Annotated in this window: 7 protein-coding genes; 1 reads left to right on the top strand and 6 read right to left on the bottom strand. The window is 59.6% G+C overall.

Features of this window, described 5'->3' with window-relative positions; translation table 11 throughout:
• Nucleotides 1-29 precede the first annotated feature (29 nt).
• The 6 genes from JNM85_02825 to JNM85_02850 form a co-directional block, all read right to left on the bottom strand.
• On the bottom strand, nucleotides 30-1,940 hold the full coding sequence (locus JNM85_02825) for a hypothetical protein (GenBank protein MBL8086990.1): 1,911 nt from the start codon (nucleotides 1,938-1,940) through the stop codon (nucleotides 30-32).
• A 227-nt stretch (nucleotides 1,941-2,167) separates the two neighbouring features.
• Nucleotides 2,168-2,722: a dephospho-CoA kinase gene (coaE, locus tag JNM85_02830; protein ID MBL8086991.1), complete on the bottom strand. Its 555-nt coding sequence runs from the start codon at nucleotides 2,720-2,722 to the stop codon at nucleotides 2,168-2,170.
• Between the two features lie 86 nt (nucleotides 2,723-2,808).
• Entirely contained in the window at nucleotides 2,809-4,377 is a 1,569-nt protein-coding gene (rpsA, locus tag JNM85_02835) for a 30S ribosomal protein S1 (protein MBL8086992.1), read from the bottom strand.
• 69 nt (nucleotides 4,378-4,446) lie between these two features.
• Nucleotides 4,447-5,967: a beta-N-acetylhexosaminidase gene (locus tag JNM85_02840; protein ID MBL8086993.1), complete on the bottom strand. Its 1,521-nt coding sequence runs from the start codon at nucleotides 5,965-5,967 to the stop codon at nucleotides 4,447-4,449.
• A gap of 52 nt (nucleotides 5,968-6,019) precedes the next feature.
• On the bottom strand, nucleotides 6,020-7,426 hold the full coding sequence (locus JNM85_02845; protein ID MBL8086994.1) for a hypothetical protein: 1,407 nt from the start codon (nucleotides 7,424-7,426) through the stop codon (nucleotides 6,020-6,022).
• Nucleotides 7,427-7,434: 8 nt separating this feature from the next.
• Nucleotides 7,435-10,440 (bottom strand): hypothetical protein, encoded by a 3,006-nt coding sequence (locus tag JNM85_02850; GenBank protein ID MBL8086995.1) that lies wholly within the window; start codon nucleotides 10,438-10,440, stop codon nucleotides 7,435-7,437.
• Nucleotides 10,441-10,653: 213 nt separating this feature from the next.
• Between JNM85_02850 and uvrC the strand changes: the two genes are divergently transcribed.
• Nucleotides 10,654-12,570, top strand: a complete 1,917-nt coding sequence (gene uvrC / locus JNM85_02855) for an excinuclease ABC subunit UvrC (protein ID MBL8086996.1) — start codon at nucleotides 10,654-10,656, stop codon at nucleotides 12,568-12,570.
• Nucleotides 12,571-12,574 lie beyond the last annotated feature (4 nt).

A 12,574-nucleotide genomic window follows, 5' to 3' on the forward strand; every position in this document is an offset into this window, starting at 1 on the left:
GGATTGTTACTCTCGAAGCATTGGACGAACTAGGGGCTGGGTGGATTCACCGGTCTTTTGAATTTCCTTGCACCGCTGTAGGTGTAAGTCGTATTCTCAGCCGCGTTTCGCACCCCAACTCGCCAGTAGATGTCCGTGATTCCAGTGAATCCCTGATTCACCGCCACTGCCCCAGGCGTCGAGACGGTACCCACTGCCGAAGTGTCCGTAAATCGGGACACGGTCAGTGTGTTGTTCGACGGGAACAGAGGATCGGACGAGAACTGCAGGATGTACTCGATGGGGATCGTGCTACCCGAACGGCGCATCGATTCGAATCGGAACACCGTCGGCACTGCCAGAGTAACCGCATCGTCCGGAGCCGTCAAAGTCGGCTGCCGGAACGGAGTGATCGTACTGTTCATGACCTTACGAGGGGTCACGCCGTAGCAGTAGTCCGCGCCGGTCGAGCCAGAAGTGCTACCCGTGCCGCCGCTGGTCGAACCTGTGCCGCCACTCGTCGAACCCGTGCCGCCACTGGTCGTGCCCGTGCCGCCACTGGTCGAACCGGTGCCACCGCTAGTCGTGCCTGTGCCGCCACTGGTCGTGCCTGTGCCGCCACTGGTCGTGCCGCCACCGTTTCCACCAGCATCTGGGCTATCCAGAGCGCTCGTGCGGTAGATCAGCTCGATCGAGTACTGATAAGGTACGCCCGAAGCGAGAGTTGCAGGAGTCGCCGCTGCTCCGCCACCCGATGGACCGTTACACAGTCCGGGGATCGCATCGCGCATGTCGTACCAAGGAGCGATCAGGGTGTTGAGACCGTCATCCACCGCGCTCGTTGCACGGCCGTCGACGACCATGATCGGGCCGGTGGCCACGTCATTGCGCCAGATCTGCCACTGGAATCGATAGGGCTCCTTGATGAAGGCGTCCGGTCGCCAGCTAAGCTGGATCGCGAGGCGCGTATCATTGGCCGGCGGGAGCAGGCTAGCCGACAGATCCGTAATCGTGTTGTTATTGGAACTGCGACCGCTTCCTAGCAGAAAGACCGCAAGTCCGAGCACGAGAAGGACGGTGATGATGGCCGAGGCGTTACCGCTCTTGCGATCACGCACGACGTCGCCGCCAGTCCATCCGGATTTCAGCTCAGGAACCTTGAAGACGACCTGAACGCGGTCGCCCGGTTGAACGCCACGAACCGACTTGCCCACGCGAACGAAGGCCGAATCCGGCTCAACGTCGGCGATCGTGCCGCTCGCAACCTGATTTTGGCCACGGGTCACGATGACTTCTTGACCGTTCTGGAAACCAGAGCGCGAACCTTGATTAATAAGAGCGTTCTTGTCGGTCGTATTCAGAACCGTCGCCTTCGGCAGCGTATTCGAGTTGATCGAACTCACTGCCTGGAATGCTGCTTGTGCAAGCGCGTCATTGATCAGCGTGCCGTTGTCCACATCGCCCGTTCGTACGGCCGACATGCCCTTCAGAGCCGCGCCATTGACGACGGTGCCCGAAGCGATGTCGCGCACGATGACGCGAAGCTTGACTTCACCACGCTTGCCGCTGCCAGCGTCCACCACGCGGGTGTCCACGACTTCGCCAGAGACAATAGTAGTCGCTTGCAAAGACTGCCCCAGGCGGACCAGCTCATTCTGGTTGCCGACAGGGTTCTGGTAGCCCAACTCGGTGACGAAACGGTTGACCGTCTCGGCGAGTGCCATGTCGTACCGATTCAGCTTGGCGAATTCGGTGTTCACGAACTCGGCGGCGGTTTTTCCAAGTCCAGCCTCCGACTTCGTTCGGTCCGCGAACTCCACCACGGCCCAAGTGTCGCGCAGCTCAAGTTGCGCCTGAGCTGTTCGCGTTCCCGCGATCAGCGTCAAAAGCGGCAACACGAGTGCAAAGATCGTGAATAAGCTAATTGCCTGTCCTGTTCCAGTCTTGATGAACCGTCTCACTATGACGAGTCCTCCTCTTTACATCCTCTCGGCTTCGCCGCGCCCTTCGTCTTGACCCGGTAAAGGGACGGGTGGGACGCAACGCAATCCATCTTAGCCAATTGGCCCAGGATTGCGCAACGACTCCCGCCAACACCCGTATCTCAAACGAACGAATTCGCTTAGAGATTCGGCGGAACCGCTTCAGAGTGGTGGTGCGAGTATAGCACGCAGTAATGGTGTTTGCCTTAGCCCGAACACTCGATGGCGTCCAGAACCTGCTCATGGACGGATTCCAACGATTCGTTCGTTCGGATGATCCGATCCGCAAATTGTTTTCTTACGGGCGCGCTGAGCTGGCTCGCCAATAACTGGTCGATTTGGATTTCGGTGAGCCCTCTCGCAGCCAATCGCCGCCGCTGTTCGTCTTCCCCGCAGCAAACCACCCACACCGCGTCGAACAGTGGATGCAGGCAGGTTTCTATGAGTAGTGGTATCTCCACAAACTCGGCCTCAGTAGCGATCAGTTCGTCCATCACGCGGCCGTGAAAGAAATCGTTTAGCTTGCGCCGAACCTCTGGCTCAGCGAATGCTTCACGCCGGACCATTTCGCGGGTGACGTCGCCTTCTAACCCCAGCGCGATGGCAAGCTCCTCCACGGTCTCGGGGTCGTCCCACAGGTCGCTCACGACGCTGTCGGCACTGGCACACTTGAATCCCTGCTCGGTCAGGGCGCGGGAAACAACCGTTTTGCCCTCCGCTGCCCCACCCGTTATTGCGATCCACTTGCCTATTGAGCGCACGGTCGAACTCTACCGGATCAGCGTGATAAATGCGAAAGGGGCTACTGCAACAGTGCAGTAGCCCCTTTCGCGCCGTACTTGGAGAGTTAGCTCTCGTCGGTCTCGGCGGCGGCGTCCGTCGTCTCTGATGTCTCTGCGGTCTCTGTTTCTTCGTCGTCGTCCGGTCGCAGAAGGCCCTTGAGCATGCCGAGGCGCTCGCCGATCGTCGCGCCACCGCTTGGCACGCGACCAACCATTGGCACATCGAAATCGTCCTCATCGTGGCGGCCACCACGGCCACCCTTCTTCTTCTTGCCAGCCGTGGCCTTGCCACCAATCCGGCCACCGCGTCGGTCGTCGTCGTACGACAACTCTCCAACCGGGCCTTCTTCGTAGCTGGCAGGAGGATCAACGGCCGTGCCCGCGCTGCGCATGCTGAGCACCATGCGGCGCTCTTCGGGACGAAGATCGATGATCACGACCTCGATCGCCTGCCCCTCGTTCAGCACGTCCTTCGGCTCGCGGATACGTCGATTCGAAATCTCGCTGACGGGCAGGAATGCTTCGGCGCCCTCAGGCAGTTTGATGAACGCGCCAGTCTGCACCAGCCGTCCGATCTCGCACGCCACACGCTGACCGATCTTGTAGTTCTCCTTGATGAGCTTCCAAGGATCCGGGAGCACCTGGCGCAAGCCGAGGCTGATTTTGCCGTTCGTCTCGTCGAGGCGAAGGACCATCACCTTCAGCTCTTGGCCTTCCTTCAGGACTTCCTTCGGGTGGCTGATACGCATCCAGCTCATCTCACTGATGTGCAGGAGGCCGTCGATGCCGCCGAGGTCGATAAAGGCGCCGTAGTCGGTCAGTCGTCGCACCGTGCCTTCGAGAACGTCGCCTGGCTTGGTGTTGGTGAAGATCTCTTCCTTAACCTTGCCGCGTCGCTCTTCTTCCGCCTGGCGATTGGAAAGAACGACCTTCTTTCGGTCGCGATCGACTTCAATAATCTTCAGTTCAAGCGTCTGGCCGACGTACTTCTCGATGTTTCGGAGCTTGCCCGAACCAACGTGAGTGGCGGGAACGAAACCGCGAACGCCGAGGTCAACTTCGAGGCCGCCCTTGACACGGTTCACGACGACGGCATTCACCATTTCGCCGCGATTGTGCTTGTCAAGAATCTTGTTCCAGACCTCTTCAAAGTCCGCTTTCTTCTTCGAAACGATCGGGTTGAGTTCACCACCCGATCCTTCCGGCTTCAGGACGACGACGTGAATCTTGTCGCCAATCTGGACCGCGCCGTGCGCAGTCTCCAGCGGTTCTACAGAAAGTTCGGCCAAGGGCACCACGCCCTCTGTCTTGGTCCCCAGGTCCACAAAGACGCGGTCGTTCTCAATCTGGATAACGGTCGCTTCTACGCGGTCGCCCTTGTAAAGCTTGCGATGAGACTCAGTACCTTGGGAAGTGGTACCGCTCTCAAGCTCGGCCATTGCTGCAGCAAAAAGGTCCTCGTCGGACACTTCGGCAGCGGGGGCGGCAGGGACTGACGGGGCCGCAGGAGCGGCAGGTGCACTAGGAGTGTCCACGACAGCAGCAGGAGCTTCGGGTGCGACTTCGGTCGCAACGTTTGCCTGGGCTTCAGGCTTCTGCTCGGTCATGGACGGGGTCTGGTCGTCGGTGGTCATAGTCATGGGAATAGGGTTGATCCCCGACATTGTACCCAAGTATTCGGCACCAAGAGATCAGCCTGAAACTTATACAGGTCTTTCATCCAGCGGTCGCGCGCCCACGCCCCACGCCGTCAGACGCCCCATGTGGCGCTCCATCCGGGTCCGGAACGACTCCCAGTCCCGATCCTCCCTGGGTGACCATAGGACTTCCGCCAGCGCACAGCCGCGAGGATAAGCCATGTACTCGACCTCGGTGGGCCCGGGCATGTACTCCGTCCAGATCTGGAACTGAGATCCGAGGACGTGGCCCACCTCCTCCTCGTTCAGTTGCGGCGGGACGGGTTCGTACCCGTACACCGTCTCCAGCGTCGCCATGCCCCCTATCGCGAGCGGCTCGGACTCCGTGTCCTCATGCTGGTAGTGGTCGAAGTAGGTCCATTTTCCAGGCGTCATCACCACGTCGTGACCCATCTTCGCTGCAGTGATTCCTCCCTCTTCCCCGCGCCAACTCATGACCGTTGCACCCGGTGCGAGCCCCCCTTCCAGGATCTCGTCCCAGCCGACCATGCGGCGACCGCGCTGGCTCAGGAACTTGTCGAGATGGCGATTGAGCCACGCTTGGACCCCGTGCACATCGGGTATGGAGTGCGCTTCCATGAGCGCGGCAATGGACTCACTCTGCTCCCACTGGGTGGTCGGGCATTCGTCCCCGCCGATGTGGATGAACTGAGACGGAAAGATACTGAGGACCTCGGTGAGCACCGTTTCCATGAACGAGATCGAAGCTGGACTCAGATTCAAAACATGCTCGCTGACGCCAAAGGAGGTCCACACGTCAATCGGTTCCCCAGTGTTTCCTAGCTCGGGGTACGCCGCAATGGCAGCTTGCATATGCCCGGGCATATCGATTTCGGGCACGATCGTGACGCCGAGTTCGTCTGCGAATTTGACCACATCCACCAACTCCTGCCGCGTGTAGAACCCTCCATGCGGAATCCCGTCGTACCCATTGGGCTCGCGCGCGTGACCCACAACAGTTTCCTTTCGCCATGCGGCAACCTCGGTCAGTCGTGGGTAGCCCGAAATCTCCATGCGCCAGCCCTGGTCGTCCGTGAGGTGAAAATGGAACACATTCCCCTTGTGTGCGGCAATCAGCTCGATGTACTTACGCACAAACTCGATGGGCATGAAGTGCCGCGAGACGTCGAGATGAGCACCACGCCACGCGAACCGAGGTTCATCCTCGATCTCAACTCCCGGGATGGTCCCATCGCGTTGAACCAGTTGCCGGAGCGTCTGAACCGCGTGCAAGAACCCAGCCCGCCCGCTCGCCCGCACCGTCACGCCCTGGGCATGTACAGCCAGGGTGTATCCCTCGGGAGCGAGGCTCTCGTCGAGCTCCAGTCGAATACATGCGTCTTGGCTCCCGGCGCTCGTCAGAAACTGGACTCCCAGATCGCCACCGATTGTACGCTGCAGGAGCGCGATGGCATCCTCGGCCAGGGGCACGGCGACGATGCCGGTCGATGCGGTCAAACAGTAAGACTCCCCGTTCAATCGGGTGGAACGGGGAGCCGGGATGAGAGCTAATTCAATCGTTTCCATCGGGTTTGCACGGCAATCGCGCCCACACAACGTGCGCGTCCGCCGCGACAGTTTAACCCTTGCGGTAAACGATCAGCTGAGCTTCGATGACTTGTCTGGCGGGATTACCAGGGTCAGGGCTGGTGTTCGTGTACGGCTGAATTTCGTAGCGCAGAGTTTGCGTTCCCTTCCGCAGGAGGTCCGTCACGTCGATCTCCCACGGTTTGACTGTGTCACCGGGTGCCCAACCCGCTCGGCTAAATTTCCATGTCCCACCCTGGGGCCGGCATGGGTTCAAGTAAACGTCATCCTTCCAGAGCGTGTTCGTGAATGTCTGAGAACCGACCATTACTCTGCGCCAGAGCGGCAGAAATTCAGCCGCGTTCTCCGCATTCGGTGATTGCCCGTGTCCAGTGACCACCCATCGAAGTTCGGCCCTTTCGTTTGCGCCGATTCTAGGCAGGTTGAGCGTGGGGAGTTGAGACTCAGTCGGGTTGGTGGGATCTCCGAGGACCACTACCCCGCTCCAAAGGTTCTGGACGTTCGTCGGGATCCAGGCTCGCTTGCCAAAGCTGAATTCCAGGTCGAGGTCAACACTCCACCCCTCGCCCCATGTCTCGCAGACATACTCGAAGCTGGTCTTGCCCGTTAGCAGCGGCAAGAAGTCGGTCACATCCACCTTCCACTCCCAGCCCTTGCGGTAAGGGGTGATGAAGCGCAAGAGCTCAACCCTATCACCCTTCTCGGGCACCAGGAAGATCTGTCCAAGACGATCCCAGCGGTCAATCCCAGCGGCAGTAGGCCCGAGGCGGAACGTCGCAACGACTCGTCCCACGCCACGCAGCCTCTCGGGGAGTTCAACCATTTGGTTAAATCGGTGCCGTTGCGCGTTGTTCACCTCTTGGTTAAAAACGCTCACTTTGATGGGTTCTTCGAGGTTCACTGGACGCGAACCAAAGGTCGTAGTCGCTCCAGTCGCTTCCGCTACCTGGTAACCGCCGACCATCCAGGCATCGAGCCGCGGCTTCATTCCCGGGACGAAGAATCGGTCGAACACCGCACTCTCTCCTACCCAAACCGAAACTTCAGAACCACCGACAACCGATTCGCTACGAACCCGATACCGCTGCCCGGCCTCGCTTCGTACGGCAACCGGCGACAGCCTATTGGCCACTTCGCGACCGTTCCAGTGAATGGACACTTCCTGCTCCGGTCGTCCATACCAATTCCCGTCCGCATTGAACATGTCCTGGGTCTTGGGATTAAGGGAATCGAATCCAATACCGAGAAGCCCGGGTACGTTCGGCTCGACCCAGTCCGGGAGCCGGTCCGTCAGTCGACCGGCAACAAACCCGAAACCCTTCGACGTTGGCTCGGAGGCAGTGACCCACGAATACTCAACCCAGTCGCGGTACTCGACGGGTTGGGATGTAGCCTCCGACTGGGCTAGAAGGCTTGCAAAGACAATTGGGGCGATCATGCCCTACATTATCGGCCATTCGCGGGCTGAACACTCAGGGGGGACACGTCAATGGGATCTTCAAGCCGCGTCTCTTGGATGAGGCGCTCAGCCCCCTCGAAGTCCATACCCGAGCCGAGTTGCCACCGATGCTCGGCCACACGGGGCCCAACCTTCAGGCAAGCACGGTCGCGCACTTCATCGATCAACCCATCCCACAGCGGTCCGACCAGTCTCGACTCCGATTGGTCGTACTTCAAAGCAATCGAAAGCAACGTGAGCGCCTCGGCATCGCACCCCAAACTCTCCATCGCAGCCGCGACGACAATCAAGCGAACGATTCGGGTGAACGTGCTTTGGTTCGGGTCTTGAGACTCCACCAGCATGCGTTCTATGGCCTCGTCTGCGTAGCCCATCCGGATGCGAATCAGCGCCCAGGTGCTTAGCAACGTTCGCCCCATCCAGCCGTTCTCACGCGCGAACTCGTTGTGCATGGCTTCGTTGACCAGCGCGAGGGCCTCTTCGTACCGCGTCTGTAGCCTCCGAGTGAGTGCAAGGTTCCCCAAGGCTAGTGCCGCTTGCATAGGGTCCCCCGTCATCCGCGAGATCTTGAGTGCTTCGCTGTTCCAACTCGATGCTTCGTCCAGATGACCCAAGTCCACCGACGCATTCCCCAGCGATAGGGTGATGCGCGAGATCACGCCCGGGCTGAGGCGAGGTGCGAGCTCATATGCTCGCAGCAGCAGTTCAACCGTTTGGTTAAGCTCAAACTTGCGCATGGCGATCGACGCTTGGGTCAGGTAGTACTCGGCGACCAGCTGGGGATCGTCGCTTGCAAGCATCTTTGCTGAGATCGGCTGAAGCCAGCGCTGCGCCTCGTCCAACTTGCCTAGCTCCACATAGGCTCTGCCTGTACGCTTCTGTGCCCGCAGGCCAGCGACGGTGTCCAACTCCTCCGCCGGAATGCTTCGCAAGATGTGCTCTCCGAACTCAGCAGCCGACTGGGGGCGACGCTGTAACAATCGGAACGCGAGCAGGCGGCAGATCGATTCGAGGGCGAGCTGATACTGCCCTTGATGTAATCGCCAATCGATGGCTTTGTTTATCTCGTGCCGCCATTGGCCAAAGATTTTGATCATCTCATAGCTGAAGTACGGCGCGGCGCAGGCGAGGCGGTCGAAAGTGTCCGCATGAGCCGCGCTAAGTTCGTCCCGCACCTTGGCATCCAGCGAATGCCAAACCAGCCGCCGCACGATATCGAGCACACGGAACCGAAGCTGGTCACCGTCCTCGACCGTCTGCACCAGAGCGTGATCGGCAAGCTCCCGCAAGTAGTCGGGGAGTTGGGGCTCATGGAGAACCTCAATCGCCAAGTCCAAAGTGAAGGCTCCCACAAACACAGAGAGTCGCTCCAGGGCTCTCCTCGTCTCCGGTGCCAGGAACTGGAGCGAACTGTTGATCGCCAGGGCCAGCGATGCATGCCGATGCGAAACCGAAGGCCGTCGCTGTTTGAGCTCGTACTGATCTGCCTTGATCCGATCCAGAAGCTGTTTTGGGGTTAGGGTCCTTGCCCATGTAGCCGCCAGCTCGATCGCCAACGGAATCCCATCCAGCGCTCGAAGCAGATCGACAATCGACTCCTTGTTCCGCTGGGTGATCTGAAAATCGTGTCGGACACCTTGTGAACGAGCAACGAACAGCGCAAGCGCGGGCACCTGAATCAAATCGGTGACATCTGCGTTGGCGTCCAGGCCCCGAATCGACAGTGGAGCGATTTGCAGGTCGCGTTCTCCCTCGAACCCAATATGCACCTGCGCCGTCCCAATCACTCCAACGCCGTGTTCCGTGATGAACTGCTGGATCTGATCGATGTGATCCGAAGTCGCTGCGTCCAGATTGTCCAGAACCAGGTAGCAGGGTTGGAATTCCGCCAACCAACTCATCAGACCGTCGCGACGTCGGTCAGGCTCCGGGACGGCATGCAACACCGTGTCGGCGATCCACTGAACTGCGTCCTCCTCCGGGCGGATGCGACTGAAGTCCACAAGAGCGATGCCGTGCGTGTCTGCTTCCGCGAACCGACGCGAAGCTTCGGCCGCGAGGCGCGACTTTCCCACCCCAGAGAGTCCGGTGAGAATGATGACTTGCATCGAATCGGAGCCCAGGAGCTCCAGAATGCGCCCCAACTCCTCTTCGCGTCCATAAAATCGACTCGCAAAGTTAGGCAGCTGCACTTTGGCTGGACGATTGGGCCGCTGCGGGGCGTATGTCGGGGCAGCTGGTTCTGCGACGACCGCGTACTTGGGCGCCCGACGCGTCGGCTCACGCACGTTCAGCTGCCCGAGAGCGATCTCATAGATTTCGTTCGACCGCGCGCTGGGCGACTGTCCACTGGTCGCCAGGATCTGCTTGAGCTGCTCGAACTGCGCCAAAGAAGACTGCGCCCGACCAGCATGCATGTACAAACGCATCAACGTGCGGTGCGCTTTTTCGTTCTGGGGAGCGTCGCGGACCCGCAAAGCGGCGTGGTGGATCGCCTTATCCAAGTCACCCAGGTTCGCGCTCGCGCGAATGACACTCTGCAACGCAATCTGATACAGGTCGGCAAGGTGGATCCGTTCGAGCGTGATCCAGGTGTCTTGGTAGCCCGCCAAAAGCTCCCCTTTGTACAATGCCACCGCGCTCTCGTAAGCGCCCATCGAGTCCTTCACGCATTGGCTCGCACGAGCCGCCTCGATGTGGCTTAGAAACTCCGCGTAATCGGTTGACACGTTGTGAGGATTGATTCGGATGGTCTGATGGTCTGCCACCAGGACCGCATCTGCCGCTCGATCCGTTGAGTGAACTTGTCGCCGCAAGCTTGAAACTGCCTGATTCAGTCGGTTGCGTACCGCTTGGAGGTCCCCATCAGGCCACAGCATGGCCGCTACGACATCCCGCGCGAACGTCTTCTCGGGGTGCATCGCGACATACGCCAGCAAACTGCCGGTCTTTTGTGTCTGAAAACGGTCAATGACGCGCGGCCCGAGAACCACACAAAGCCCGCCCAACAATTCTATACGGCAGTTAGCGTTCACTTACCTCCTCGTCTTAGAATAGCACCTCAACGCAAGAATGTAGAAACTTCCAATGACAGATTCTGGGAATATTCTCGGGGACCTGCAAGATTTGCTTTCATTGTCCGTCACTTTGCGAGCAACGCCAAAGAAAAGTTGTGTGAACAAGCAAGCCACAATAGAGATTCCCCGATGCCTCGAAAGGACCTGCCTGAAAACATATCCGCGAAACTGCAAGCGCTCCCCGCCAAGCCCGGGTGCTATGTGTATCGCGGTGAAGCGGGCGAGGTCCTGTACATAGGCAAGGCGATCAGCCTCAAAAACCGAGTCCGCTCGTACTTCCAAGCATCGACGCGTCACTCGGCGCGAATCGCTCGGCTCGTCCACAAGATCAGGGATATCGAATGGATTGTCGTGGACTCCGAGGTGGAGGCGCTCGTGCTGGAGTGCAACCTGATCAAGGAGCACCGCCCACCGTTCAATGTTCGGCTTCGCGACGACAAGAGCTATCCGTTTATCCTCGTGACAAAGGAGTCGTTCCCGCGGGTGCTCTTCACGCGCAATCCAAGACGGGCCGCAGGGAAAGTGTTCGGACCCTACACGTCCACATTCGCGGTGCGCGAAACGCTCGGCATTCTGCACAAGGCGTTTCCACTGATCCCATGCGGCAAGAGTTGGTCAGGGAGACCAGAGCAACGACCGTGCCTTTACTATCATCTGAAGCAGTGTTTGGCACCGTGCGCTGGCCTGGCGGACAAGGATGAATACCGAGCGATCATCGGCAGCGTCGAGAAGTTCCTCGCGGGTAATCAGGAGGCGGTAACGCTCGAACTCCGAACGAAGATGGACGCAGCTTCGGATCAATTGGACTTTGAGAAGGCAGCGACGCTTCGCGACCAACTCAAGGCGATCGAGCAGCTTCAAGAGCGGCAGAAAGTGCTCATCCCGGACGGAGAAGATCGGGACGTCATCGCGGTCGTCCGCGATGAGCGTGGATCCGCGGTTCAAATCCTGTACGTGCGGGGTGGCAAGCTCATCGGCCAGCGTCAGTTCATCCTTGACGGTTCGCAAGAAGCGGCCCCTAGTGAGGCCGTCGGCGAGTTCGTGAAGCAGTACTACTCCCAGGCGATGGAAGTACCGCGCGAAGTTTTGCTCCCGGTCGAGATCGCCGAGCGAGAGGTTGTTCAGCAGTGGCTACGTGGCCGCCGAGGCTCAGCAGTTACCATCGAGGTCCCTGCAGGCGGCGACAAGCTCGCTCTAGTTGAGATGGCGGCGACCAACGCGGAGGAGACACTGATTGCCATGCGCCGCGAGATGGAGACCAAGGAAGAGTGGGCCCAAGAAGCGATGGAGCAGCTCGCGGAGTGCCTGGAGCTCCCGACTCTGCCCGCGCGGATTGAGGGGTACGACATCTCAAACATCCAGGGGACCTCGCCGACCGGCTCCATGGTGGTGAGCGAGAACGGCGAACCTGCCAAAGCCGAGTATCGCCGGTTCCGAGTTCGGTTCCACCCCGAGGACCCCAACGACTTCGCGATGATGCACGAGGTGATCACCCGGCGTTGCCGTCGATATCTGGATGGAGACGAGAAGTTCACGCGCCTGCCCGACCTGATCATGATCGACGGGGGTAAGGGCCAGCTAGCGGCCGCTCTCCAGGCTCGGGACGCACTCGGCTTGAGCATCCCCATGGTGGGGCTCGCCAAGAAGCAAGAGATTCTTTACGTCCCCATGCTTCGCCATGACGCGCCGGAAATCAAGCCGCTTGTCGGTGCCTACAAGTTTGAAGGCATCCAGCAACGTTACGATTTTCTTCCCGTTGAGCTGCCCCTAACTGCGCCGGGCCTCGTGCTGCTCCGACGGCTGCGCGACGAAGCCCACCGCTTCGCGCTGACGTTACATCGCAAGGTGCGCGACAAGCGCATGACGGGCTCGATCCTCGATGAAATCCCCGGGGTCGGCCCGCGCAGAAGGCGTCTGCTGCTCAGAACGTTCGGCTCGGTAGACGGGATTCGCCGTGCGAGCGTAGAAGAACTCAGCAGTGTTCCAACAATGACATCAAAGCTGGCGCAGGACATCCGTGACTATCTCAATGAAGGCACAATATAACCCA

Source organism: Chthonomonas sp. (assembly GCA_016788115.1).
In the GTDB taxonomy this organism is placed as follows: Bacteria; Armatimonadota; Fimbriimonadia; order Fimbriimonadales; family Fimbriimonadaceae; genus UBA2391.

Bases quoted from the DNA above. Each gene is read 5' to 3' on its own strand.
- rpsA (MBL8086992.1), bottom strand. From the start codon at position 4,377: ATGACCACCGACGACCAGACCCCGTCCATGACCGAGCAGAAGCCTGAA.
- uvrC (MBL8086996.1), top strand. From the start codon at position 10,654: ATGCCTCGAAAGGACCTGCCTGAAAACATATCCGCGAAACTGCAAGCG.
- JNM85_02840 (MBL8086993.1), bottom strand. From the start codon at position 5,967: ATGGAAACGATTGAATTAGCTCTCATCCCGGCTCCCCGTTCCACCCGA.
- JNM85_02845 (MBL8086994.1), bottom strand. From the start codon at position 7,426: ATGATCGCCCCAATTGTCTTTGCAAGCCTTCTAGCCCAGTCGGAGGCT.